27 protein-coding genes and 1 riboswitch are annotated in these 24562 nt (G+C 34.3%); of the genes, 22 read left to right on the top strand and 5 right to left on the bottom strand.

The features are described 5' to 3' along the window. Window positions 1-10: 10 nt before the first annotated feature. The 9 genes from JFU18_RS08850 to cbpA all read left to right on the top strand — a co-directional run bounded on the left by JFU18_RS08850 (window position 11) and on the right by cbpA (window position 11072). A complete protein-coding gene (locus tag JFU18_RS08850; protein ID WP_002086828.1) occupies window positions 11-1012 on the top strand; it encodes a putative 2-aminoethylphosphonate ABC transporter ATP-binding protein in 1002 nt (333 codons plus the stop codon). Further along, window positions 1013-2770, top strand: a complete 1758-nt coding sequence (locus tag JFU18_RS08845; protein WP_201034892.1) for a putative 2-aminoethylphosphonate ABC transporter permease subunit — start codon at window positions 1013-1015, stop codon at window positions 2768-2770. Between the two features lie 21 nt (window positions 2771-2791). Then, window positions 2792-3568 (top strand): phosphonoacetaldehyde hydrolase, encoded by a 777-nt coding sequence (gene phnX, locus JFU18_RS08840; RefSeq protein ID WP_201034893.1) that lies wholly within the window; start codon window positions 2792-2794, stop codon window positions 3566-3568. 34 nt (window positions 3569-3602) lie between these two features. Then, on the top strand, window positions 3603-4700 hold the full coding sequence (gene phnW / locus JFU18_RS08835) for a 2-aminoethylphosphonate--pyruvate transaminase (protein WP_201032733.1): 1098 nt from the start codon (window positions 3603-3605) through the stop codon (window positions 4698-4700). Further along, on the top strand, window positions 4697-5881 hold the full coding sequence (locus JFU18_RS08830) for a saccharopine dehydrogenase family protein (protein WP_201032734.1): 1185 nt from the start codon (window positions 4697-4699) through the stop codon (window positions 5879-5881). The genes phnW and JFU18_RS08830 overlap by 4 nt, the downstream gene beginning before the upstream one ends. 40 nt (window positions 5882-5921) lie before the next feature. Beyond that, window positions 5922-6704 (top strand): DeoR/GlpR family DNA-binding transcription regulator, encoded by a 783-nt coding sequence (locus tag JFU18_RS08825; RefSeq protein ID WP_002030497.1) that lies wholly within the window; start codon window positions 5922-5924, stop codon window positions 6702-6704. Window positions 6705-7142: 438 nt separating this feature from the next. Next, window positions 7143-9443 carry an NEAT domain-containing leucine-rich repeat protein gene (locus JFU18_RS08820; protein ID WP_201050296.1) on the top strand — a complete coding sequence of 767 codons (2301 nt, stop codon included), beginning with the start codon at window positions 7143-7145 and terminating at the stop codon, window positions 9441-9443. Window positions 9444-9692: 249 nt separating this feature from the next. After that, a complete protein-coding gene (locus JFU18_RS08815; RefSeq protein ID WP_201034894.1) occupies window positions 9693-10322 on the top strand; it encodes a class II aldolase/adducin family protein in 630 nt (209 codons plus the stop codon). A gap of 126 nt (window positions 10323-10448) precedes the next feature. After that, window positions 10449-11072, top strand: a complete 624-nt coding sequence (cbpA, locus tag JFU18_RS08810; RefSeq protein ID WP_201032736.1) for a cyclic di-AMP binding protein CbpA — start codon at window positions 10449-10451, stop codon at window positions 11070-11072. Window positions 11073-11139: 67 nt separating this feature from the next. Here the strand turns inward: cbpA and JFU18_RS08805 are convergent, their stop codons facing one another. Next, entirely contained in the window at window positions 11140-11910 is a 771-nt protein-coding gene (locus tag JFU18_RS08805) for a divergent polysaccharide deacetylase family protein (protein ID WP_002011545.1), read from the bottom strand. 489 nt (window positions 11911-12399) lie between these two features. Between JFU18_RS08805 and JFU18_RS08800 the strand changes: the two genes are divergently transcribed. Beyond that, complete coding sequence (locus JFU18_RS08800; protein ID WP_002011543.1) at window positions 12400-12681, top strand: aspartyl-phosphate phosphatase Spo0E family protein; 282 nt, start codon at window positions 12400-12402, stop codon at window positions 12679-12681. Between the two features lie 29 nt (window positions 12682-12710). Here JFU18_RS08800 and JFU18_RS08795 read toward each other — a convergent pair whose 3' ends face one another. Further along, on the bottom strand, window positions 12711-14207 hold the full coding sequence (locus JFU18_RS08795; RefSeq protein WP_137057671.1) for a DUF3149 domain-containing protein: 1497 nt from the start codon (window positions 14205-14207) through the stop codon (window positions 12711-12713). Between the two features lie 194 nt (window positions 14208-14401). On the opposite strand from JFU18_RS08795, the gene JFU18_RS08790 reads away from it, so the two are divergent. From JFU18_RS08790 to JFU18_RS29830, 4 genes are all read left to right on the top strand, one after another. Beyond that, window positions 14402-14848, top strand: a complete 447-nt coding sequence (locus JFU18_RS08790) for a MarR family winged helix-turn-helix transcriptional regulator (RefSeq protein ID WP_002011538.1) — start codon at window positions 14402-14404, stop codon at window positions 14846-14848. A 160-nt stretch (window positions 14849-15008) separates the two neighbouring features. Beyond that, entirely contained in the window at window positions 15009-16703 is a 1695-nt protein-coding gene (locus JFU18_RS08785) for a M3 family oligoendopeptidase (RefSeq protein WP_201032738.1), read from the top strand. A 139-nt stretch (window positions 16704-16842) separates the two neighbouring features. Next, window positions 16843-17376 (top strand): DinB family protein, encoded by a 534-nt coding sequence (locus JFU18_RS08780; protein ID WP_002030551.1) that lies wholly within the window; start codon window positions 16843-16845, stop codon window positions 17374-17376. Between the two features lie 120 nt (window positions 17377-17496). Further along, the gene (locus tag JFU18_RS29830; RefSeq protein WP_242483533.1) at window positions 17497-17613 is read left to right on the top strand and encodes a DUF6254 family protein; all 117 of its coding nucleotides are present in this window, start codon (window positions 17497-17499) and stop codon (window positions 17611-17613) included. Between the two features lie 9 nt (window positions 17614-17622). Here the strand turns inward: JFU18_RS29830 and JFU18_RS08775 are convergent, their stop codons facing one another. Then, a complete protein-coding gene (locus tag JFU18_RS08775) occupies window positions 17623-18831 on the bottom strand; it encodes an ATP-binding protein (RefSeq protein ID WP_201032739.1) in 1209 nt (402 codons plus the stop codon). 208 nt (window positions 18832-19039) lie between these two features. Then, a riboswitch (PreQ1 riboswitch) is annotated at window positions 19040-19083 on the top strand. 93 nt (window positions 19084-19176) lie between these two features. Between JFU18_RS08775 and queC the strand changes: the two genes are divergently transcribed. The 4 genes from queC to queF are packed head-to-tail and all read left to right on the top strand — an operon-like array spanning window position 19177 to window position 21555. Then, window positions 19177-19839 carry a 7-cyano-7-deazaguanine synthase QueC gene (gene queC / locus JFU18_RS08770; protein WP_002168840.1) on the top strand — a complete coding sequence of 221 codons (663 nt, stop codon included), beginning with the start codon at window positions 19177-19179 and terminating at the stop codon, window positions 19837-19839. After that, a complete protein-coding gene (queD, locus tag JFU18_RS08765; RefSeq protein ID WP_002011526.1) occupies window positions 19839-20330 on the top strand; it encodes a 6-carboxytetrahydropterin synthase QueD in 492 nt (163 codons plus the stop codon). Before queC ends, queD begins: the two co-directional genes overlap by 1 nt. Beyond that, complete coding sequence (gene queE, locus JFU18_RS08760) at window positions 20323-21039, top strand: 7-carboxy-7-deazaguanine synthase QueE (RefSeq protein ID WP_002086811.1); 717 nt, start codon at window positions 20323-20325, stop codon at window positions 21037-21039. The genes queD and queE overlap by 8 nt, the downstream gene beginning before the upstream one ends. Window positions 21040-21057: 18 nt before the next feature. Beyond that, the gene (queF, locus tag JFU18_RS08755) at window positions 21058-21555 is read left to right on the top strand and encodes a preQ(1) synthase (RefSeq protein WP_201032741.1); all 498 of its coding nucleotides are present in this window, start codon (window positions 21058-21060) and stop codon (window positions 21553-21555) included. A 50-nt stretch (window positions 21556-21605) separates the two neighbouring features. Here the strand turns inward: queF and JFU18_RS08750 are convergent, their stop codons facing one another. After that, window positions 21606-21791 carry a YkvS family protein gene (locus JFU18_RS08750; RefSeq protein WP_002064385.1) on the bottom strand — a complete coding sequence of 62 codons (186 nt, stop codon included), beginning with the start codon at window positions 21789-21791 and terminating at the stop codon, window positions 21606-21608. Between the two features lie 253 nt (window positions 21792-22044). Here JFU18_RS08750 and JFU18_RS08745 point away from each other — a divergent pair, with 253 nt between their 5' ends. Next, window positions 22045-22203, top strand: a complete 159-nt coding sequence (locus JFU18_RS08745) for a hypothetical protein (RefSeq protein WP_002086806.1) — start codon at window positions 22045-22047, stop codon at window positions 22201-22203. Window positions 22204-22284: 81 nt separating this feature from the next. After that, complete coding sequence (locus JFU18_RS08740) at window positions 22285-22887, top strand: histidine phosphatase family protein (RefSeq protein ID WP_201034896.1); 603 nt, start codon at window positions 22285-22287, stop codon at window positions 22885-22887. Between the two features lie 60 nt (window positions 22888-22947). Here the strand turns inward: JFU18_RS08740 and JFU18_RS08735 are convergent, their stop codons facing one another. Continuing rightward, window positions 22948-23526: a GNAT family N-acetyltransferase gene (locus tag JFU18_RS08735; protein WP_201034897.1), complete on the bottom strand. Its 579-nt coding sequence runs from the start codon at window positions 23524-23526 to the stop codon at window positions 22948-22950. A gap of 261 nt (window positions 23527-23787) precedes the next feature. Between JFU18_RS08735 and JFU18_RS08730 the strand changes: the two genes are divergently transcribed. Together JFU18_RS08730 and JFU18_RS08725 are read left to right on the top strand one after the other, a co-directional pair. Beyond that, window positions 23788-23982 (top strand): hypothetical protein, encoded by a 195-nt coding sequence (locus tag JFU18_RS08730; protein WP_002011514.1) that lies wholly within the window; start codon window positions 23788-23790, stop codon window positions 23980-23982. Window positions 23983-24007: 25 nt separating this feature from the next. Beyond that, window positions 24008-24325, top strand: coding sequence for a hypothetical protein (locus tag JFU18_RS08725; protein ID WP_201032743.1), 318 nt, complete (start codon window positions 24008-24010; stop codon window positions 24323-24325). Window positions 24326-24562 lie beyond the last annotated feature (237 nt).

The following is a 24562-nucleotide window of genomic DNA, read 5'->3' as shown; positions in this document are numbered from 1 at the left end:
AGAGAGAAAAATGAGCGAATATTTATCAATTCAACACATTCAAAAACAGTTTGATGCATTTACAGCGTTAAAGGATATTTCTTTTACTGTGAAAAAAAATGAGTTTGTTTGTTTATTGGGCCCAAGTGGTTGTGGGAAAACGACATTGCTCCGGATTTTAGCGGGGCTAGAAGAGGCAACAACAGGTAGTATTGCTGTGAATGGAAAAGATATTACAGCATTACCACCTGGAAAGAGGAACTTCGGAATGGTTTTTCAATCGTATGCATTATTTCCGAATTTAACTGCACTTGAAAACATTGAATACGGCTTAAAAACAAAAAAATATGGAAAAGCAGAAGTAAAAGAAAAAGCGCTATCGGCGTTAGAACTTGTTGATTTGCTGAATGTAAAAGATAAATATCCTGCTCAAATGTCTGGTGGACAACAGCAGCGAGTAGCACTTGCACGTGCGCTCGCTCTGTCTCCCGATATTTTGTTACTTGATGAGCCGTTATCTGCTTTAGATGCAAAAGTGCGTGAAAAGTTGCGCAGAGAAATGCGTGATTTGCAAGAAAAAGTGGGAGTAACAACTATTATGGTAACGCATGATCAAGAAGAGGCATTAACGATGGCTGATAAAATTGTTGTAATGAATCATGCGGAAATTATGCAGATTGGAACACCAGAGGAGATTTATCAAAGACCAGCCAATCCGTTTGTGGCAGATTTTATTGGTTCTATTAATTTCTTTTCGAAAAATAACGAAGAACATGCGATTCGTCCTGAACATGTAACAGTTGTACAAAATAATGGTATTAAAACAGTTGTAGAAAGCATGGAATTTCGCGGTTCTGTATACCGGACGGAAGTGCGGGTCATAGAAGAGAAAACACACCTTTATAATGAGAAAATTGTAGTGGATATATTGGCATCAGAAGTAGAGGAAACTGCTATTAGAAAAGGAAAGCCAATTCAAATCTCTTTCTCAGAAAATCATATGTTGTCATATGGAAAGAAGGTCATTGTATAGATGGAGATGTTAGAAAACTTTAAGGCAGAAAGTACAAAAAAAAAGATTAAGAGACGTATCGGTAAAGAAGAGTGGATACAAAGACTATTAATTATTGGTATGCTTCTTTCATTTTTTATCATGCTTGTATTGCCTTTATTACAACTGTTTACACAAGCCTTTTATGATAAAGATGGAGCTTTTGTTGGTGTTGCGAATTTCAGTAAATATTTCACAACACCAACGCTAGTTCAATCACTACAAAATACGATATGGATTTCGAGCGCTACAACAATTATTTCGGTTACACTCGCTTTCGCTTACGCATATGCGATCGCTCGTACAAATGTTTTTGGAAAGCGCGTATTTCAATACATAGCATTATTACCATTATTTGCACCAACGATGATGCACGGTATTGCGCTTACATATTTATTTGGTAATCAAGGGTTAATAACAAAAGGGATGTTTGGTTTATTTGAAGGAATACAAATACCGTTATACGGACCAGTAGGAATTGTAATGGCTGAAGTTATGTATACATTTCCGCAAGCATTCCTTATTTTATTAATTGCTCTCCAAGGTTCTGATTATCGTTTATATGAAGCTTCTAATATGTTGGGTGCAAGTAAAATGAAACAGTTTCTTACGGTTACTTTACCTAGTGTGAAATACGGATTAATTAGTGCGATGTTCGTTGTATTTACACTTAGTTTCACTGATTTTGGGGCACCTAAAATTGTTGGAGGACAATATAACGTACTTGCTACTGACATATATAAGCAAGTAATTGGACAGCAAAATATGTCCATGGGCGCAACTGTCGGAATGATTTTATTGATCCCAGCTATTTTCGCATTTGCAGTTGATCGTATTACGCAAAGAAAACAGGCGAATCTCTTATCTTCAAAAGCAGTACCTTACAGAATAATAAATAATAAGAAAAGAGATGTTATTTCATTCGTATATTGTAGCGTAGTCACGTTTATGATCATTCTTTTATTTGTGGCAGTTGGTATTGCTGCAAGTGTGAAAGTATGGCCATATAATATGAGTTTTACACTTGAGCATTTTAATTTTTCAAGTTTGACAGGAGACGGAATTGAAGCATTTAAAAATAGTGTAATTGTCTCAGCTATTACGGCAGTTATCGGGGCGATTTTAACATTTGTGTTCGCTTATGCGATTGAAAAAATAGAACAGCTACGGTTTTTCAGAAAAGTAGGCTACTTTTTCTCTATTGTACCGTTAGCGATTCCTGGATTAGTACTTGGATTAGGATATGTCTTTTTCTTCAGTCAACCAACAATTCAAATTCTAGGACTTTCAGTAACAAATCCGTTTCATTCCTTATATGGCACAATTGCTGTTTTAGTATTAGTAAATATCATTCATTTTTACTCTGTAACGTTTGTTACCGCAACGACTGCTTTAAAGAAACTGGACCGAGAGTTTGAACTTGTTTCACAGTCGATGAGCGTACCGTTTTATAAAACTTTCTTTCGAGTAACAGTACCGATGTGTTTACCAGCTATTTTAGAAATGGTTATGTACTATTTCGTAAATTCAATGGTGACTGTATCGGCAGTAGTGTTCTTATATGCGGCTGATTTTAAACTAGCTGCTGTATCAATTGTAAATATGGATGATGCAGGAAATGTAGCACCAGCAGCTGCGATGAGTGTACTTATTGTTGTTACCAATATTGTAGTAAGAGTTTTATACGAATGGGGAACGAAAGCACTTCGTAACCGAACTTCACAATGGCAAAAAAGATAAGTAAGAAGGGTGATGGATAGAATGAAAATTGAAGCAGTTATTTTTGATTGGGCAGGTACGACAGTTGATTACGGATGTTTTGCACCATTAGAAGTATTCATGAAGATTTTTCATAAACGTGGTGTTGAAATTACAGTAGAAGAAGCACGTAAGCCAATGGGATTATTAAAAATAGATCATGTAAGGGCACTAACAGAAATGCCTCGTATTGCGAATGAGTGGAAGCATGTCTTCGGACAATTACCAACAGAAGCAGACATTCATGAGATGTATGAAGAATTTGAAGAAATTCTCTTTGCTATTTTACCGTACTATGCCACGCCAATTGATGGGGTAAAAGAAGTGGTTTCTTCACTACGTGAAAGAGGTATTAAAATTGGATCAACAACTGGTTATACGAGAGAAATGATGGACATTGTTGTAAAAGAAGCAGAAATACAAGGGTATAAACCTGATTTTCTTGTGACGCCAAATGATGTTCCAGCAGGTCGTCCATATCCGTGGATGTGTTATAAAAATGCGATGGAACTCTGTGTATACCCAATGAATCATATGATAAAAGTTGGAGACACCGTGTCAGATATGAAAGAGGGCAGAAATGCTGGAATGTGGACAGTTGGTGTAATCCTCGGTAGTAGTGAGCTCGGTTTAACGGAAGAGGAAGTTGAGAATATGGATCCGTTAGAGCTTCGTGAAAAAATAGAAGTAGTTCGTAATCGTTTTATTGAAAATGGGGCTCATTTTACAATTGAAACGATGCAGGAGCTCGAAAACGTAATTGAACATATCGAGAAATAAGAACTTATTATTTCATAAAGGGGGGCACACGATCATGAATGAAAATCACTATTTATTATTAACACCAGGACCATTAACGACAACAAAAACTGTAAAAGAAGTTATGTTATACGATTGGTGTACGTGGGATGTTGAATATAACACGATGGTGCAAGATGTAAGAAATAGGCTTGTATCGTTAGCGACAAAGGAAGAAGAAAAGTACACAACAGTTTTAATGCAAGGAAGCGGTACGTTTGCGGTTGAAGCAGTAATTGGTTCTGTTATTCCTAGAAACGGAAAGCTGCTAGTTTGTACAAATGGTGCGTACGGTAAGCGGATTGTACAAATGGCAGAGATGTTACATATAGATGTGATGGTCAGTCAAACAGAAGAGTGGGAGCCTACTAATATTGCAGAAGTAGAAAAGTTATTGCAACAAGATAAAGAGATTACGCATATTGTAGTTGTTCATTGTGAAACAACTACAGGTATTATTAATCCAATTGTAGACGTATGTAAATTGGGAAAACAATATGGAAAAGTTACACTGGTTGACGCAATGAGTAGTTTCGGTGGTATTGAAATAGATATCGCTGAGTTGCAAATTGACTTTCTAATTAGTAGTGTGAATAAATGTATTCAAGGTGTTCCCGGATTCGGTTTTGTCATCGCAAATCGTGATGAACTATTGAAATGTAAAGGGCAAGCTCGTTCTTTATCATTAGATTTGTATGATCAGTGGGAAACGATGGAAGAGCAAAATGGGAAATGGCGCTTTACTTCACCAACCCATATTGTACGCGCCTTCTATCAAGCATTGCTTGAATTAGAAGAAGAAGGCGGGGTAAGAGCCCGTTATAATAGATATTATAATAATCAAAAATTATTAGTGAACAAAATGAAAGAAATAGGCTTTAAGCCATTAGTAGATGAAAAATATCAATCTCCTATTATTACATCTTTCATTTATCCAGAAGCAGGATTTGAATTTTTGCAGCTGTATAACGAATTGAGGCGATATGGATTTGTTATTTATCCAGGCAAAATTTCGAAAGTAGATACGTTCCGCATTGGAAATATCGGTGATGTACATGAAGAAGATATAAAACGTTTAGTTGATAGTATTGCTAAAGGAGTTGTTATAGGATGAAAGTATTTTGTTTAGGTGGAGCAGGTAAAATTTGTCGTGAAGCAATTTTAGATTTAGTTCAATTTTCATCTTTTGAGACGATTACGGTAGCCGATTTTAACGAAGAAGAGGGCCGTAAAGTAGTAGAGTGGTTAAATGATCCTCGTGTTGATTTTGTGAAAGTCGATGTGACGAATCATGAGGATACGGTCGCAAAAATGAAAGGCTATGACATTGTAATGGATGGTACGACGATAAAGTTAAATGGATTGTCTACTCGCTGTATCGCAGATGCCGGCTGTCACGGTGTGAACTTAAATGGATTCGGTGAAGAAAATGAATCCCACTCTAAATTTGTTCAACATGGAACAACATGTTTACCTGGGTTTGGTATGACACCAGGTGTAACGCAAATGATGGCCATGCATGCAGCAAATCAGCTAGATACTGTAGAGTCAGTTCGAGTAAGTCATGGCTCGTATCGTCCAATTGCTTTTTCTGCATCAATTACAGAGACAACGACATATGAATATGATCCACATTTGCCAACGCGTACAGTGTATGAGGAAAGTGAATTTAAGCAAGTACCTCCGTTTGCGCGCCCGAGAGAAATTGAATTACCAGCGCCTTACGGAAAAACAATGCAGTATATAATCCCGCATTCAGAAACGATTACGTTAGCAAAGGCACTGGAAGATAAAGGTGTACAGCTTATTGAAACAAGAGGAACTTGGCCAGAGCAAAATATGCAGCTCGTTCGTGCTTTATATGATTATGGTATATTGCGTAATGATCAAATTGAAATAAACGGTAAAGAAATTGGTATTATGGATTGTATTTCGAAGTATCTATTAAAATCGAAAGAAGGACAAGCAACAGAGCTTTATGGTTATGCACTTCATGTAGAAGTAGTAGGTATGAAAAATAATCAAAAACAAAGGCATGTGTTATACCATACACATCCGCTATCTGACGGTTCTGTAGTAGGTTGGGAGAAATTAAGGGCCTATACAAGAAATGTTGGTATCCCATTTGGAATCGCTACAGAGTTAATTGCAAAAGGAGTAGTTAATAAGGCCGGTGTTATTACTCCTGAAGAAGCTTTCGAAAATCCACAAATTATTTTTGACGAACTAGAAAAGCGCGGTATTTATATTCATGAAGAGATTTCTACTTACAAAGAAAATTATAACTTTGTATAAGTAAGACAGTTTATGAGGTAGATATAAATGGGGTGAGGCTATGTCTGTAGTAGGTGAAGAGAGAAAGAGGACAATTCTTGAGAAGGTAGAGTTTAAAGGAAAAGTAAAAGTTTCAGAATTAGCGAGAGAGTTCGCAGTATCAACAGAGACGATTCGTCGGTATTTAGAAGAATTAGATCGTGAAAAAAAATTGAAGAAAGTTTACGGTGGAGCCGTTCAACTTCCGGGAGCTGGGATAGAGGCACCGATGTTAGAACGAGAGATGCTGCATATAGAAGAGAAGAAAAGAATTGGGTATAAAGCAGCAACGTTTGTGGAAGATGGAGATGTTATTGCGATTGATGATGGAAGTACACCACTTCAAATGGTGCCATATCTTGTTCATCGTAAAAATTTAACGATTGTAACAAGTTCATTTCCAGTAGCAACACAATTAATTTCTTCTATTAATAAAAAGATGTTTCACGGTGAAGTTTTATTTATAGGCGGGAAAGTATCTCCAAAACATTCACGTGTGTCGGGGTCTATTTCACAGCAAGTAATTCATCAATTTCATTTTCATAAAGCATTCGTTTCGATTGATGGGTTGTTGCAAGGTTTTGGGGTTTCTAGCTTTGAATTAGAAAAGGCGAAACTGTCAGAAGCGATGATGAAATTAGCTGAGAAAACGTATATTTTATGCGATCATACAAAGGTAGGCGTCAAAGGGAACTACCGAATAGCAGGATTTTCTCGTATTCAACATATTATTTGTGATAAGAAAATGCCCTATAGTTTTGAAGAAGAAGTCAAAAAGCATAATATTCAATGGACAGTTTGCTAAATGAATTGAATACGTTAAAACTCCCACCTAATTTTTAGATGGGAGTTTTACTATCAGCAAGTAAAAAAATAAAAGCTTTGTATTTATGCAAAAAGTGGACACATTTTCTCATCTCGTTCATATAATTTACCAATACAAAAAAAGTTGGTCGAAGGAAAGAAGGGAAAGTATGTCGGAACGGATATATAATAAACTTGTATTGTATGCAAACATTTTGCAAAAAATTGGTGTTATTAATGAAAAAGAAAAAAGTGAAATCCTTCATACGATAGGCAAAAAAGCCCTTTGAGTAAAGGGCTTTTTATTTTTTATCTATGGAAATATAAACTTAATGTAATATTCTTGTTGACAATGATAATGAGATTCATTATCATTTATTATGTTAGCAATTGATAGTAATTATCAATTGAAATATATATAAGATAAGGGGATATTATTTTGAAAAAAAGTTATATTAAAGCTCTAGTAGTAGCAACAACATTAGCTATTCCATTTGCTGCGTATTCTACTCCAGCGTTAGCAGCAATAAAAATTGAAGCAAACCAGTCGGTAGCAGCAGCCAGTGATCGCACGTATGATACTGAGATTAAAATATATAAGGATCAAAAAGATGAGCCATCTATGGTTTCTCAGTACATAAAAAATCCTAAAGTAGCAATTGAAGATGGGAAAAAAATCGTTACTGTAACAATACAAGATAGCGATTATTTTCAATATCTTAGAATAGAAGATAGAAATCAACCTGGTGTATTTCATGATGTGAAAGTTCTGTCAGAAGATAAAAGAAAAAATGGAACGAAAGTAGTCCAATTTGAAATTGGCGAATTTGAGCAGAAGCACAATATGCAAATGCATATACTTATTCCGGCTATTGGATATGATCACAAATATCAAGTTCAATTTGAAATTAAAGATCCAACTGTAGGTGAAAAAGAAACAGAGAAACCAGATGATAACTCTAATTCAGGCAATACGGAAACAGATAATCCAGTTGATAATCAAAATATGATAACAGATAACAAATTAAGAGAACTTGTTAATAAAAAAGTATTTAATAGAAAAGATTTAAATACACCAATTACGAAAGAAGAGTTATTACAAGTAAAGGACTTGTTTTTAAACACGAATGAGATTCTGGATTATAGTGCATTAAAATATATGCCAAATTTAAAATCTTTAACAGTTGCGAATGCGAAGATAACAGATCCGTCGTTCTTTGCGAATTTAAAGCAATTAAATCATTTAGCTTTGCGTGGTAATGAATTTTCAGATGTAACAACACTTGTTAAGATGGAAAATTTAGAATCTCTTGATTTGAGTAATAATAAAATTACAAACGTTGCACCACTAATTGAAATGAAAAATGTAAAAAGTTTATATCTATCAGGCAACCAAATAGAAGATGTAACAGCATTAGCGAAAATGGAACAACTAGATTACTTGAATTTAGCAAATAATAAAATTACGGATGTTGCTCCATTAAGCGCATTGAAAAATGTAACATACTTAACTTTAGCAGGTAATCAAATTGAAGATATTAAACCGTTATATTCATTACCTTTAAAGGACTTAGTATTAACGCGTAATAAGGTTAAAGATTTATCGGGTATTGATCAAATGAATCAATTAAATAAATTATTTATCGGGAAAAATCAAATTGAAGATGTGACACCACTTGCTAAAATGACTCAGCTTACAGAATTAGATTTACCTAATAATGAGTTAAAGGATATTACTCCATTATCAAATCTAGTAAACTTACAAAAACTTGATTTAGAAGCAAATTATATTTCAGACTTATCGCCAGTTAGTAAGTTGAATAAGTTAGTATATTTAAGTTTTGTTGCAAATGAAATCCGCGATGTTACACCAGTAATAGAACTAAGTAAGAAAGCTTATATTAATGTCCAAAACCAAAAAGTCTTTTTAGAGGATACAGAAGTAAATAAAGAAGTAAAAGTACCTATATACGAAAAAGACGGCGAGGTATCTACAAAAATCCGTCTGAAGAGTGATGGTGGTACGTATAGTAATGGTGTAGTGAAATGGAGTACACCAGGTGAGAAAGTATATGAATTTGGAGTGAAAGATCCATTTGCGGATACAGGAATCTTCTTTACAGGATCTGTAATTCAAAATGTAGTAGAAAGTAAAGGGGACAACAATTCTAAAGAAGACAATACTTCTAAAGAAGATGAGAAAGTAGAGGTAGTAGAATTTAAAGATGTACCAAAAGGACATTGGTCAGAAGAAGCAATTCATTATTTAGCGAAAGAAAATATTTTCAAGGGATATGGAAATGGCCAATTTGGATTTGGGGATAGTATTACTCGTGGACAAGTTGCGTCTTTAGTACAAAGGTACTTGAAATTAGAAAATAAAGCAGAGCAGAAAGAGATGTTTACTGATACGAAAGGGCATATGTTTGAGCAAGATATTGCTACAGTTGCACAAGCTGGAATTATGCAAGGAGATGGTACAGGTAAGTTTCGTCCAGAAGGAGTATTAACTAGGTACGAGATGTCAGTAGTATTACAAAAAGTATTTCAGTTAAATGAAACTGAAAATAATTTGGAGAACTTTACAGACGTACCAACAGGTCATTGGGCAGAAGGATATGTGAAAGCATTAGTGGATAATAATATATCAAAAGGTGACGGGAATGGGAACTTTTTAGGGGATGATTTCGTAACACGTGAGCAATATGCGCAATTTCTGTATAGGGCAATAAAAAAATAATAAATGAGAAAAATACGTTATTCTTTAATAAGAAGAATAACGTATTTTTTATATGTACAAAATCAAATGCTAAATAGACAGGAGTGTTTACATGTGATAGGCCTATTTTTCCGATAGGTGCTGAAACCATATTGACAAAAAGGCATTCTCGTGTGATAATTCAATTAAATTTTTAGAATAATCAAAAAACATTCCTTTTATATAGAAAGGATTTGAATATTATATTAATATTACGCCGGGGGTGACGAAATGTTATTTTTTCTGAAAAAATGGAACGAATTAAAAGATGTGAAAGCAGAATTGGCACTTCGCGATTGGTTTTATGGTACGAAAATTAGTTTATCTATGTGTACGTCAAAAGAGCCATTAACATTTTTAGTGAATGTAGAGGGAAGAGATAAAGGGGTATTTTCTGAAGAAGATTTTATTGTCGTAAATTGCATGTGTGAGCCAGTATTTGAAAACGAAGAAAAACCAGCTATAGAGTCATTTATGCATGCGGATATTTATAAAAAAAGTAGTGCAGAATGCATTTTACAAGTACAGACTGTAGATAGTCATTTAATGTCAGAGCTATATGGGAAAGAAGGAGAAGTAACATTCGAAAAACGTAGTGTGGAACGTGTTTTTGGAAAAGACGGTATTATAGAAATGACAATTCCAATTGTAGAAGATGAAAAGAAATTCGCTAATTTATTAGAAAATAATGTTCCGAATTTTATTGAAGGTGGAGGAGTAGTCCTTGTTCATAATTACGGAATGATCGTGTGGGGGAAAACTCCAGAAGAAGCGAAAAAATGGTTGGAAGGTATAGAGTATTTAATGAACTATCACGTAAAGCTTTTAATGATAAAAGGGGCAAAAAGTTCTGTTATATAAAGATGTATTCACAAAGATTATCATCCCTTAAAAATGAAAGCGTTTTAAAAAAGAAATTTTACTCATAAAATATAGGTCTCCTTATTATATATAGATTACATGTTGACATGTAAGGAGGAACATATTTTGCGAGTTAAATATCATTTTCTGCCAAAACAGCAGGTGACATTTTGCAAAACGAATGATTCTGGTGAAAAGGCGTTACAAATTATGAATGAAACGGGATTTCGCGCAATTCCTGTATTAGCAGAAAATGAGAAGGAATTCACGGGGATTATTTATAAAGTAGATCTTTTAGAAAAGAAGTGTAATAGCAGATTAGAGGATGTAAGTACAGAAGATGTACTGGAAAGTCCAAATTCGTTTATTTTTGAAAAGGATTCTTTTTTTAGAGCTTTTTACGTTATTCGTCGTCTCCCGTTTTTAGCGGTTTTAAATGAGTATAATGAATTTGTCGGCATTTTAACACATTCTAATGTATTTGATGTCATTGAGGATTCGTTCGGTATGCGGACGGGTGGTTATATATTAACAATTGCAACACAAGATTGTAAGGGAACAATTAAAGAGCTTGGGACATTATTAAAAGCATATAATATCGGTGGACTGTTTACGCTTGATAACGGTGATCAATATATTCGCCGTGTTATCGTAAATATATCGGATGAGTTAAATGAAAAAAAATTAAAGCAATTAATTGACAAGATAGAGAAAAAGGGATTTAGGGTGAGTCATGTAGATTATATTTAAGTTGAAAAGGAAAGGTACCTATCTGCTATGTGTAGATAGGTATCTTTTTTAGTGCGAGAAATGAATTTTATTTTGAAACAGAAGGTGGAGATAATGCTAAATCAGATAAAAAAATAAAGTCTGCATGCTCACGAATTTTAGGAATAGAAGTTTCGATAATACGTGATGTAATTTCACCTGGAGCCCCAACGTGTCCGATAGCTACCATAATGGGTTTGTCTTGGATTTTTTTTATGAGTAATTGTGCTTGTTTTGAAATGTGACTTACCGTATATACATCATCAAAAAATAATTGGTTTTCAATAATAGGAACGCCTAATTCTTTACCGATTTTTGGGACAACACTATTAGGGTTTGTTTTACTATCTAAATAAAATAAACCGTGCTTTTTACAGGCAGAAAGTATAAGACGTACAATCCTTTCATCAGCGGTTACTTTTGATCCCATATGATTGTTCATTCCTATTGCATGAGGTATTTCTTGAATTGCTTGTTCGAGTCGGTTGTTTATTTCTTCATCGCTTAAATCTGTTGTAATCGCTTTTGGTCCAAGCCACTCTTTTTTTCCTCTAATTGGTTCCATTGGCATATGTATAATAACTTCATGCCCTTTTTTATGGGCAGCTATTGCATCTTGTTTAGTAGAAGGAAGAAATGGCATAACAGCAACAGTGAGTGGAATAGGAAGTGATAACATCTTATCTGTGCCTTTCATATTATTGCCGAAATCATCGATGACAATAGCAACTTTATTCGTATGAGCGTTAGCTTGAATAGGAAAGAGGAAGAATGGTATGAACAGGGTGAAGATGAGAACTGTAATAGTATATTTGCGCATATAAATATTTCCTTTCTATTTTATCCCGCTATTTGCGGGCAGTAAGACTCCCACCTCAAAATTTGGCTGGAGTAAAGAAGTTAGGTGGAAAATCCACTGCCCGTAAACGCCCGATTGGTGAAGGCTAATAATTAGTGGGGGATGGACAAAACCCCCACTAATTAAAGTTCACTTTATCAATCATCATTATGTTTTGCGTTTTTACATAAATTAAACAAAAAATGTCGAAGAAAAGTACATTGAAAATAGAGAATCCACTGTTTACTGAGTATTTACAAAAAAGAAGATGAAAAAAATGTCTATTATTGCGAATGTATTTACAAAGATAGAATAATTTGTAATAATTCTCAAAGTGAGGGTAAAGATTTGTAATTTACAGGGGAAAAATGTTAAATTTTCTGATTCTTCAATTTTAAATAGAATTAAGTGTTTAAAGGGCTAAAGTAGAAGAGGCGTTGAGAGTATGGAAGAAAAATAAGGGGGATATGGATGTTTACTGTAAAAAGGAAGTACACATTAGAAAAGCTTTCGCATGATATTCATATGAAACGTGAAGAAATGATTCATTTAGGATTAACAAGTGGGTTAAATAGTATGGAGACAATTCAAGTTAGTCAAGAATTGGACAAGCTTATCGTACAGTATCAGCGTTACAAAGAAAAACAAACACCGAAATGGTTTTCAATTATAAAGGTTCCTATTTTTCAAATTGGGTATGAAGGGAAATCAAACAATTTTTGGAGAATGTTTGTAGCTGGTTTTATGAAATAAGTATAATTACCCTTTTAGGATAAGGATAATTATACTATGTGTAATGGAATCTCTATATGAACTGTCGTTCCTTTGTTTTCTTTACTATCAATAAATATATGCCCATTGTACATCTCTACAATTCGTTTACATATAACAAGCCCAAGACCTGTTCCAGTATCTTTATTAGTAAAGAACGGATGAAAGAGGTGTTTTTGAATATGTTTAGGAATCCCTTTTCCAGTATCAATAATTTGCAAGTGTGCGTGTTTTTCGTTGTTTGTTACTACAATGGTTAATGTATCACTAGAAGCCATAGCTTCAATTGCATTTTTTGTAATGTTTAAAACCACTTGTTTCATATGGTCTTTTGAGCAACGTATATGAACAGGATGGTCTGGCAAATGTAAATGAAATACAATGTTATGTAGATTCGCTTCAGATTGGATAATTAATGCTACCTCATTAAGAATCGTTCTTACATCATATGTTTGTTCAATGATGGCAGTTGGTTTTCCAAGAATAAGAAATTCACTTACAATTTCATTAATCCGTTCTATTTCTTGTTCGATTACGGAAAAGTAGAACTGATCCTGTTCATCTTTATATTTCTCTTTTAACAGAGCAACGAGTCCTTTAATTCCAGTAAGAGGGTTACGGATTTCATGAGCTGTACTAGCTGCAAAAGTTCCAACCAATTCAATTTTTTGTAGTTCATTTTGTTGTCTTTCTAGTTTTGTTTGACGTTTTAATAACATATATTGAGCAAGTAAAAATAAAATAGACATTAAAAATAAAGTAGCTATACACTCTATTGAAACTAACTGGTATAAAGTTTGTTGATGAATAGGTAACGGAGAAACAGAGACTTTCCAATTTAATCTTTGGAGTGGGGTAGTAAGCATGTTAGAATGCCCATCGCTTGTTTCGTTATTATCATCGGTTAGAAAAACTACATCATGTTTATCAGTCACTTCGAAATGATATTGTGGTTTAATAGCATTTAAAGAGGCTGAAATGTAGTCAAAGCGTAAACTTGCTAATAATAAGCCTGAGAGTTCCTTTTGTCTATTAAATATTGGAGACGCAATCATAATAGCTTGATGTCCAAGAACGCGATCTGTAATAACTGATGATACAGTTGTTTTCTTAGATTGCAATGCATCTTGGATGTATTGGCGGTCAGAAACGTCAATAGGCGGCGAATCGCCTTGGGATGCGAGTGTAATCATCCCATCTGTCGTAGCGTAATATAGACCGGAAAAACGTTCATCATTTCCATCGGTATCATGTACAATCTGTTTAATCCCATTGATGTTTCCAGTTTCGGTCCCTACGACTTTTGCGAGCATTTCTAAGGCAGATATAGCTTCACCAAGGTGATGGTCTAAATAGTCTCTATATAAAAAGAGAACAGTGTGAGCAGATAGTTTGTTTGCCTGTTTCATTTGATAAGTGTGATATGAAAAAAATGTGGCACCAATCCCTATCGTTGGCAGTATAACAAGCAGTATGTAAAAAACTATGCTTTGTAATTTGACTTTCAAATTTGGTACTCCTTCTTTTTTTATTATCATTATATATAAACTATGTTAAAATTGTCATGTTTTTATTCAAGAATCATTTGCATTACATTAGGGAAAGGAAAAGGAATGAGTGAATATTCATTCGGAAGTTGTAATGAAGTGCTACGTTGCTTTTCTTTTTGTTGCGGAGAATTTAAGTGAAGGGTTGAAATAGTATGACATCAAATAATGAGCGAGAAGACATTTCTCAATCTTTAAAAGTATTTATTGCATTATCCCGTGTACATCGTTCTGTTATGGATACTACAAATAAATCCATACAAAGTAACGGATTAAATCCAACTGAGTTTGCTGTATTAGAATTACTATATCATAAAGGAGGCCAACCACTTCAGCAAATCGGTGAGCGTATTTTAATAGCTAGTGGCAGCATTACATACGTTGTAGATAAGCTAGAGAAAAAAGGGCTTGTAAAACGAATTCCATGTCCAAATGATAGGCGTGTTATTTATGCACAATTAACGGAGTCTGGAGAGAGCTTTATTGCTTCTATTTTTCCAGGTCATGAGCAAGTTATATATCAGTCTTTTGAAATGTTAACGAAGGATGAGAAGGATGAATTACTCGAGCTATTGAAAAAAATTGGAAAGTATGAAAAATGATGATATGTTCCAAAGGAGCTTTGGATAAAGAAATCCAAGGCTTTTTTGTGTGCATGTATTTATGACATCATCTACCGCATTTTGCTGAAGAATAAGAGGAGATTTGTAAGTAAGAATTGAATTATAATAATGATGCATATAATGGAGAGGGGGCTCGTTCATGTCATTTAAAGACTATGAATATAAACGGCCAAATATTGAAGAATTAAAAGGAAAATTTACTGTTGCTTTAGAGAAGTTTGATAACGCAAAAACTGTAGAAGAACAAAAACAAGTTATCAATTCAATTAACGAAATTCGTAATGACTTTGGTACAATGGGTAACCTTTGTTACATTCGTCATTCTGTTGATACGACAGATGCCTTTTATAAGGATGAGCAGGATTTCTTTGATGAATTCTCTCCAGTTGTACAAGGGTATGGTACAAAGTATTATAATGCGTTAATTCATTCTCCATTCCGCGAAGAATTAGAGGCGTATTATGGAAAGCAATTATTTGCTCTAGCTGAATGTGATTTAAAAACATATTCAGATGAAGTAGTGAAAGATTTACAATTAGAGAATAAATTGTCTTCACAATATACACAGTTATTAGCATCTGCAAAAATTGACTTTGCAGGAGAAGAAAGAACGTTATCGCAACTTATTCCGTTTATGCAAGGAAAAGAAAGAAGTGAACGTAAAGCAGCAAGTGAAGCATACTACGGATTTTTAGCTGAGAACGAGGAAGAGTTAGATCGTATTTATGATGAGCTTGTTAAAGTGAGAACGAAAATCGCAAAAACACTTGGTTTTAAAAACTTTGTTGATTTAGGATATGCAAGAATGTATCGTACAGATTATAATGCTGAAATGGTAGCGAACTATCGTCAGCAAGTATTAGATTATATCGTTCCAGTTGCAACCGAGTTAAGAAATAGACAAAAAGCACGCATTGGTGTAGAAAAACTCGCTTATTATGATGAAAACTTTGAGTTTGCTACAGGTAATCCAACTCCAAAAGGCGATGCCGATTGGATTATTAATCACGGGAAAAAGATGTATAAAGAATTATCAGCTGAAACAGATGAGTTTTTTAATTTCATGCTCGATAATGATTTATTAGATTTAGTTGCGAAAAAAGGAAAAGCTGGTGGTGGATATTGTACATATATCGAGAATTATAAAGCGCCATTCATCTTCTCAAACTTTAATGGAACGTCTGGGGACATTGATGTATTAACACATGAAGCTGGTCATGCTTTCCAAGTATATGAAAGTCGTAAGTATGAAATTCCAGAATATAATTGGCCAACATATGAAGCATGTGAAATCCATTCAATGAGTATGGAATTCTTTACATGGCCATGGATGAAGTTATTCTTTGAAGAAGATGCGGATAAATATTATTTCTCACACTTAAGTTCAGCACTTCTATTTTTACCGTACGGTGTATCTGTAGATGAATATCAACATTATGTATATGAAAATCCAGAAGCATCGCCAGCAGAACGTAAGTCAGCATGGCGTAACATAGAGAAGAAGTATTTACCACATCGTGATTATGAAGATAATGATTATTTAGAGCGTGGTGGTTTCTGGCAACGTCAAGGTCATATTTATAGCTCACCTTTCTATTATATTGACTACACGTTAGCTCAAATTTGTGCACTGCAATTTTGGAAACGTGCAAGAGATAATAGACAAGAGGCTTGGGAAGATTATGTGAATCTTTGTCAACAAGGTGGAAGTAAATCATTCTTAGAATTAGTAGAAGTTGCAAATTTAACATCACCATTCGCTGAAGGGTGTGTAAAAAGTGTAATTACAGAAATTGAATCGTGGTTACGTGCTGTTGACGACACAAAATTGTAAAAAAACATGCACTTTTTTCCTATGTTTAACATCGACATAATAGAAAAATGATGAGATAATAAAAGAAAATTCAGAATTATTTTAGGGGTGTTTCTAATGGGGAGCGCCCCTTTTCACCAACAAAAGGGGGGAAAGCACTATGCTTCAATCTAATATGGATGTTAGTTTAGAAACTTTAGTCCACTCATTACAGTCTACACGAAGCACGCTGTTATCAGAAATTGAAATGTTAAATGATACGGAGGTGAATGTAAAGCCACGCCGTGATAAATGGAGTATTATTCAAATTTTGCATCATTTGCATTTAGTTGAACAGTCTGTCACATCTGCCCTTGTATACGCTTTGCAAAAAAAAGAAAGAAAACTTGCTCCATTTAAAGACCTCCAACTTACGCTTGATCGCACACATAAAAGGGAAGCTCCTCAACAAATGAAACCAACAGAAACATTAATGAAAAAACTGCAAGGAATTCAATTACTAGAACATTCACGACAAGAATTATTACATGCCCTTCATAGTGTAATAGATGAAAAAGAATTATTTGAAAATGGATTAAAACATCCTATTTTTAATGATTTGAATTTATATCAATGGGTTCAATTTCTAGATTTACACGAACAAAGACATCTTACACAGCTAAAAGAAGCGAAACATGCAATTTTACAGCGTTAAAATGAAAGAAGTGGGGAACCGCTTCTTTTCTTTTTTACTCATGCATAGTTTTCTTTCTCATTTTGGAATACTACATGGAGAAAAGAAAAGAAAAGAAAAGAAAAGAAGGAGTTGAAAAGCATGTCAAAGAAAAAGAGAGAAGAAGAGCGCGCCTGGAAAGCTCGGAAAGAAAATCAAAAGCCACATGAGAAAGTGAAAGCTTTTGCAGAATTAGTTGAAGGAACAGAAAAAACGTGATGAAGTTCATCACGTTTTTTGTATGAGTGGGAAAGTTAATAAGAAAGTTGTACCTGTACCTTTTTCGCTTATAATATCAATCTTTCCATCCATTGCTTGAATGACGCTGAAGACGACCATCATTCCGAGTCCGGTCCCTTTTTCTTTCGTTGAGTAGAAAGGTGATCCAAGGCGTTTTATTTGTTCTTGATCCATACCAACTCCTGTATCTTTTATATATAGTTGTATATGTTTATGGTCTGGAACTAATGTAAGAATAAGGTCGCCACCTGTAGGCATAGCCTCAATACAATTTTTAAAAATATTTAATAAACATTGGTTCAGTTTTTGCTTTTCGCCAGCGATAAAGAAAGATGTACTTTGTTTTATATAATTTATACGAACATTTGCTAAATTGGCGAGAGGTGTGATCAAAGACAACGCATGAAGTAATTCTTCCTCTACTTGTAATTGTTGTTCTTTTTCAATACTCGGTTTTGCAAAAGTTAAGTAGTCTGTAAGAACGTGATTTGCTTGTTCGATACCATTAATGGCTATGTCGATATATAATTTTCGTTCTTTCTCAGAACATGTATCTGACTGTAAAAGTTGTAAAAAACCTTTCGTTGCAGTTAAAGGATTACGAATTTCATGAGAGATAGAAGCTGCCATTTCACCGATTAAATGAAATTTTTCAGCATTCATAAGTTCATTTTGGAGACGAACTTGCGTTTGTAATATGTGTAGCAAATATAAAATAAGGATTGTACCAAGTATCGTACATAGTTCGTACACGATGATATGTGGTATATAATCTGCCGTATTTGTAACCTCTGAAAGGAAAAATGGTATCCAGCCAAATCCGAATATGAGACTGTAAAAGATAGCGAGTGCTATTTTTATACGATTAGAACTTCGGTTAAACAGTTTGTATGTTAATAGTAGAACAATGAATAGTAGAACCGAAGCGATAAAGGATGGGAAAACACCTATTCCTCCTAATAAGAAGCGGTATATGTTTAATACAGCTAAGATGGAAGCACCGGCAATAGGACCTCCTGTTAATGTACCGACAATTAATACGATATGACGCATATCAAATTGAAATCCATAGTTTGTTTTTGCTGCGAAAGTGATACATAGTATGGTAGCGAGGCAACATAATGCAATAAACATAGCTGAATTTAATTTAGGAGAGCGTTTCCCTTTTTGATTCCAAAATAAATGATACACAAGCATTGTAACAAGGATGGATAATATATTTAAAAAGAGATAAATAATAAAGAGTTTCAGTGGGATGCCTCCTCTCTTCTCACATTAAATTAATCATACTATAAAATGAAAGAAATGAAATATGAAATAGCGGAAAAAATCAGAAATTTTTTCTGGTAGTATACAATATGTTACAATAATCTTTGTCAATGAAAGAAGAAATTCCGTGCACTGCATGGGAGAGGTTCGCGAACTCCCTCTATAAAAAACTATGGAAACAACAATATCCTAAGGTATTGTTTTGTTTTTTTATTGTGACAGTTCAAGAACGTTCTTTCTTCTTATTCGTAGTAGAGAAGGAGAATGAGTGAAATGAAAAAAGAAAAAGCAGTTGTCGTTTTTAGTGGTGGACAAGATAGTACAACATGTTTATTTTGGGCGATACAGCAGTTTGAAGAAGTGGAAGCTGTAACATTTAACTACAATCAACGTCATAAATTAGAAATTGATTGTGCAGTGGAAATTGCGAAAGAGCTAGGAATTAAACATACGATACTAGATATGAGCCTATTAAATCAACTTGCTCCAAATGCGTTAACGAGAACGGATATGGAGATTACACATGAAGAAGGTGAATTGCCATCAACATTTGTAGATGGACGAAATTTACTATTTTTATCATTTGCGGCTGTATTAGCAAAACAAGTTGGAGCACGTCATATTGTAACGGGTGTATGTGAAACTGATTTCAGTGGTTATCCAGATTGTCGTGACGTGTTTGTGAAATCATTAAACGTTACATTAAATTTATCTATGGATTATCCGTTTGTTATTCATACACCACTTATGTGGATTGATAAAGCAGAGACATGGAAATTATCGGATGAACTTGGAGCATTTGAGTTTGTTAGAGAAAAAACATTAACATGTTATAACGGAATCATTGGTGATGGTTGCGGTGAATGTCCAGCATGTCAACTTCGTAAAGCGGGATTAGATACGTATCTACAAGAACGCGAAGGAGCGAGCAACTAATGGATAACTTTTTTGGATTTCGCATCGTAGAAAATTTGCAAAAAATGGACAAGGATATTCAGCGTGAACAACTCAAATATCATAATAAAAGAGTAATGGTCAGCAAGGAATTTACATTTGACGCAGCGCACCATTTACACTGCTATGAAGGTAAATGTAAAAATTTACATGGTCACACATATAAAGTCGTATTTGGAATTAGCGGATATGTAAATGAAATAGGCCTTGCAATTGACTTTGGAGATATAAAAGAGATTTGGAAAAATGAAATAGAAATTTATTTAGATCATCGTTATTTAAACGAAACATTGCCAGAAATGAATACGACTGCTGAAAATATGGTCGTTTGGATTTATGAAAAGATGGCAGAAGCATTAACGAAAGATAATCGTGCGAACGAATATAAGGGAGCTCGTGTTGAATTTGTTCGTCTTTTTGAGACGCCGACTAGTTATGCGGAAGTAAGACGGGAGTGGATGCTCGATGAGTAAAATCCCCGTCTTAGAAATATTTGGTCCAACCATTCAAGGAGAAGGGATGGTTGTAGGACAAAAGACAATGTTTATTCGTACAGCGGGCTGTGATTATAGCTGTGCTTGGTGTGATTCTGCTTTTACATGGGATGGATCGGCCAAAGATCAAATTAAACAAATGACACCGGAAGACATTTGGAATGAGCTTGTAGAAATTGGTGGAGAAAATTTTTCTCATGTTACGATTTCGGGTGGAAATCCTGTTTTGCTGAAAAATATGCAATTTCTTCTTTCTATATTAAAGGAGAATGGAATGCGAACAGCGGTAGAAACGCAAGGGAGTAAATGGCAAGATTGGTTGCTTCAAATTGATGAGGTAACGATTTCTCCAAAACCACCAAGTTCAACTATGAAAACAGATTTTCAGATGTTAGATTCTGTTATTCATAAACTAGCAGGGAAAGATTTTAGTTTAAAAGTAGTAGTATTCGATGATCAAGATTTCGAATATGCAGTTAAGATGCACGAGCGTTATCCGAATGTACCATTTTTCTTACAAGTAGGGAATGATGATACGAAAACAGTGGATGATGCGGTGCTTATAAAAAAACTATTAGAAAAATATGAGTGGCTTATTGAAAAAGCTGTGAATTGTAAAGAAATGAATGATGCGAAAGTACTGCCTCAGCTTCATGCGTTAGTATGGGGAAATAAACGAGGGGTATAATGAGAAGGGATGTTTAAAATGGCAGGAAGATTAGATGAAGATTTAAAAGATGTAACATTATTAGGAAATCAAAATACAAAATATTTATTGGAATATAGCCCAGAAATTTTAGAGGTATTTGATAATAACCATCCAAACCGTGATTACTTTGTAAAATTCAATTGTCCTGAATTTACAAGTTTATGTCCGAAAACAGGACAACCAGATTTTGCAACAATTTATATTAGCTACATTCCAGAACAAAGAATGGTAGAGAGTAAATCTTTAAAGCTATATTTATTTAGCTTTCGAAATCATGGTGACTTCCACGAAGATTGCATGAACGTTATTATGAATGATTTAATTAAATTAATGGATCCACGCTATATTGAGGTATGGGGGAAATTTACACCACGTGGTGGTATTTCAATCGATCCTTACTGTAACTACGGCCGCCCAGGAACTAAGTATGAGAAAATGGCAGACTACCGCATGATGAATCACGATTTATATCCAGAAAAGATCGATAATCGTTAATATAGAAAGAAAGGATCTGTATGATATACAGATCCTTTTTTTCTATTATATTATGCATGTTGATTAATGACAGTATAGTTTTTATGGCTTACAACTGTAAGAGGTTCCATATCTAGTTCTCTAAAATTCTCCATAATTGTTATATCAACAATAACGGAGTTTTGATTTACCTTTTGAACACGGCCTTGCATTCCACCTTTAAATTCAATGATATCTCCAGTTTCTGCGATCTGCATAAGCAACTCTCCTTGTTCCAGTTTTCCCAAAAAAAGAATAATTTGGGCTTTTTTATTTCTTCTTATTTTGAACTATATTTACTACTTTGTAAATGTTTCCAAAGTAAAAATTCGAAAAATATTCACTTTTTGTAAGGGAATATGTAAAAAATATTGTTTAGGAGAGGAATGATGAAAATGCATACATCTTTATACGGGAGTATAATAAAAGATACAATACCCTACTAAAGTGGGAGAAATTAGGGGCGGTAAAATGATGTTTGAAATTGTGGGGAGCTTTATAGCGATTTTATTATTTTTATTTTCATATATACAGTTGAAGAAAGTGCGTCATCATGAAACAACTACATATTTTGATGGACTGGATGGTGTGCACACTTCGATAACACATGATAGTGGTGGGGATATATAACTTTCTTTTTATGCATGGTATGATGGCAATAAGAAATAGTACGTAATATAGTTCGTAAGTGATGAATGGGGAGTGGAAAGAATGCGAATTTCTTTTATTCGTCATGGTCGTTTGGACAGTACTATAGAGCCAATGACAATTATTTCATTTCGTGAATGGATGAAGCAATATGATTTAGGGACTACAGTAAAAGAAACTCCTATACCAATTGAAACAATTGAGGCGATTGAATCAGCGAAACTGGTTGTAACGAGTGATCAAAGGCGCGCTGTACAGTCAGCGGCTGAGTTATTGGATTCCCTATCTTTTATGCAAAATCCTCTTTTTAGGGAAGCTGAAGTTCCAACGAGTTTTTATGCTCCGAAATGTTTGAAATGTAAACCGAATGTATGGATGTTTATTGGACGTACACGATGGATAGTTGGTTATAGTAAAGAGGTTGAGTCTTATAAGGAAGTACGAGAAAGAGCAAGGCAAGCCGCTAATATGTTGCACCGCTATGCGCTCGTACATGGACATATTGCCCTTGTAGGTCATAGTTATTTTAATGCGATGATTGGGACTGAACTGAGGGCAATGGGGTGGTCTGGTTCGCCTATTTTCCATAGGAAGCCATGGGGATGTACAACGTATACATTTCATGAGGCGATGGATGGAAATGTATTAAATACAAAATTAATTTAAAAGAGGCTGTCCCTTTGGCAGCCTCTTTCTCTACATAACAAGTAAAAAAGAATTGTCCTTTTAAGATATAAAAACCAATGACCGTAATGGTTTTATTAGATGGGCATACGGTTCACCGACGAGCATAACGGTTTTATCTTCTTTGTAACCAAGTTTTTCATATAGTGAAAAAGCGCGTTTGTTTTCTAAATTAACAAGTAAGGCGATTTTTTCATGCCCTTTTTCAGTTGCATGAAGTTCAGCTGCATCGATTAATTTAGAGCCAATGCCACGTCCACTGTACATATTTGAAACTGACAACGTGTCAATATAATACTCATCAAGCTCAGCTTCTTTTTCTAACGTAATGGATTCGTCTTCATGTAGTTCTCTTAAGTAGTGTATGATTGGTGCATCAAGTTGTTCAGCGTCACTACCGTGATAAACGACAATAACCCCAACTACTTTTCCATCTTGTTCAGCCACTAAACAGTTTTCATAGCTCAATCGATTATTTTCTTTTATGAACCATGTTTCAAGTCCTAGTATTACTTTTGCTTCAATTGTGCTACCTGTGATTTTTTCAGCAATTTCGTGCAGAGCGTTATACAATAAAGGTGCTACTTCTACCGCATCTGTCTTTTTTGCTTTCCGAATCATAGTATCCCTCCTAGTTCTAAATATATATTGTAGCATAAAATAAAATATCAAACAGTGATTTGGAACTTTGTTATACAGGGCATCAAAAAGTTTGATATAGAGAAGTAGCTATGTTAGTATATGATATTTAGTGCGAATATAATAAAGTGATATAGATATAAAAATAATGAAAGTGAATTACATAATAGTAACGGGATAATTTTACCGTTGTGGACCTATAGAAGATGCGATAGAATAAAATATTGCAGAGAGGTGAAATACATGGATAAACAATTAGCAAATACAATTTTGGATCAGCTGAAAAATGATGAAATAAAGGAGTATGTTGCGACGAAAGATGTATTTTATACGTTCAGAGAAGTTGTTGTAAATCGAGAAGATTTTAAACATATTATCGGGAACGCACAGCGCGGTGGACAGGTAATTTATACATATTCAGAAACACCACGTTCATAAATAGAAGATAAAGGAGAGGAGAATTATGGGAGATTTTAAACAAGGCATATTGCCACATTGGGATTATATGTGGAAAGATAGAGCTGGGAATAGGTTTATGGGAATGGTTATGTATCCAGAGAAACGAAAATGTTCAGCAAAAATGCTTCGGAAAATAAAAAGGGCGTATGAACAAGCAGTAGAAATTAAAGTAACGGTACAAGTTCAACATACATATCAGTACGTAGAAGGAATGATTGTATACTTTGATGAAGAAGCTCCTATATGTACAATGCTCGATAAAGATGAGAATCCACATCATATATTTGTAAGAGATATTTTGCGTATTGAGCACCCTGAATAATTTTTTTCATAAATAAATTGAAGTTCCATAATAATAATCTTTTTCTATAATAGTTATCTTTTAGTATGTAACGAGGAACGAAAGAATATGTATAATATTTAATAAAGTAAAATTGATAAATGTAATCGTTTGTTAGAACAGATTATCGTTTAATATCTGTTCTTTTTTGCGTGATGCTTGGAGAAATATATTACTCCAAGCATTTACTGTTTTATGACAAAAAATATTGGTAACTTT

It is taken from the genome of Bacillus sp. TH22, from assembly GCF_016651015.1.
GTDB classification, from domain to species: Bacteria; Bacillota; Bacilli; order Bacillales; family Bacillaceae_G; genus Bacillus_A; species Bacillus_A mycoides.
Note: the sequence above shows the minus strand (reverse complement) of the source record. Positions and strands in the feature narration are given on the sequence as shown.

Bases quoted from the DNA above. Each gene is read 5' to 3' on its own strand.
- JFU18_RS08735 (WP_201034897.1), bottom strand. From the start codon at position 23,526: ATGATTCGGAAAGCAAAAAAGACAGATGCGGTAGAAGTAGCACCTTTA.
- JFU18_RS08850 (WP_002086828.1), top strand. From the start codon at position 11: ATGAGCGAATATTTATCAATTCAACACATTCAAAAACAGTTTGATGCA.
- queE (WP_002086811.1), top strand. From the start codon at position 20,323: ATGAGTAAAATCCCCGTCTTAGAAATATTTGGTCCAACCATTCAAGGA.
- queD (WP_002011526.1), top strand. From the start codon at position 19,839: ATGGATAACTTTTTTGGATTTCGCATCGTAGAAAATTTGCAAAAAATG.
- JFU18_RS08775 (WP_201032739.1), bottom strand. From the start codon at position 18,831: ATGCTTGTGTATCATTTATTTTGGAATCAAAAAGGGAAACGCTCTCCT.
- JFU18_RS08785 (WP_201032738.1), top strand. From the start codon at position 15,009: ATGTCATTTAAAGACTATGAATATAAACGGCCAAATATTGAAGAATTA.
- phnW (WP_201032733.1), top strand. From the start codon at position 3,603: ATGAATGAAAATCACTATTTATTATTAACACCAGGACCATTAACGACA.
- JFU18_RS08780 (WP_002030551.1), top strand. From the start codon at position 16,843: ATGCTTCAATCTAATATGGATGTTAGTTTAGAAACTTTAGTCCACTCA.
- queC (WP_002168840.1), top strand. From the start codon at position 19,177: ATGAAAAAAGAAAAAGCAGTTGTCGTTTTTAGTGGTGGACAAGATAGT.
- JFU18_RS08740 (WP_201034896.1), top strand. From the start codon at position 22,285: ATGCGAATTTCTTTTATTCGTCATGGTCGTTTGGACAGTACTATAGAG.
- JFU18_RS08805 (WP_002011545.1), bottom strand. From the start codon at position 11,910: ATGCGCAAATATACTATTACAGTTCTCATCTTCACCCTGTTCATACCA.
- JFU18_RS08730 (WP_002011514.1), top strand. From the start codon at position 23,788: ATGGATAAACAATTAGCAAATACAATTTTGGATCAGCTGAAAAATGAT.
- JFU18_RS08830 (WP_201032734.1), top strand. From the start codon at position 4,697: ATGAAAGTATTTTGTTTAGGTGGAGCAGGTAAAATTTGTCGTGAAGCA.
- JFU18_RS08815 (WP_201034894.1), top strand. From the start codon at position 9,693: ATGTTATTTTTTCTGAAAAAATGGAACGAATTAAAAGATGTGAAAGCA.
- JFU18_RS08745 (WP_002086806.1), top strand. From the start codon at position 22,045: ATGATGTTTGAAATTGTGGGGAGCTTTATAGCGATTTTATTATTTTTA.
- JFU18_RS08750 (WP_002064385.1), bottom strand. From the start codon at position 21,791: ATGCAGATCGCAGAAACTGGAGATATCATTGAATTTAAAGGTGGAATG.
- JFU18_RS08800 (WP_002011543.1), top strand. From the start codon at position 12,400: ATGTTTACTGTAAAAAGGAAGTACACATTAGAAAAGCTTTCGCATGAT.
- JFU18_RS08825 (WP_002030497.1), top strand. From the start codon at position 5,922: ATGTCTGTAGTAGGTGAAGAGAGAAAGAGGACAATTCTTGAGAAGGTA.
- JFU18_RS08845 (WP_201034892.1), top strand. From the start codon at position 1,013: ATGGAGATGTTAGAAAACTTTAAGGCAGAAAGTACAAAAAAAAAGATT.
- JFU18_RS08790 (WP_002011538.1), top strand. From the start codon at position 14,402: ATGACATCAAATAATGAGCGAGAAGACATTTCTCAATCTTTAAAAGTA.
- phnX (WP_201034893.1), top strand. From the start codon at position 2,792: ATGAAAATTGAAGCAGTTATTTTTGATTGGGCAGGTACGACAGTTGAT.
- JFU18_RS08725 (WP_201032743.1), top strand. From the start codon at position 24,008: ATGGGAGATTTTAAACAAGGCATATTGCCACATTGGGATTATATGTGG.
- JFU18_RS29830 (WP_242483533.1), top strand. From the start codon at position 17,497: ATGTCAAAGAAAAAGAGAGAAGAAGAGCGCGCCTGGAAAGCTCGGAAA.
- queF (WP_201032741.1), top strand. From the start codon at position 21,058: ATGGCAGGAAGATTAGATGAAGATTTAAAAGATGTAACATTATTAGGA.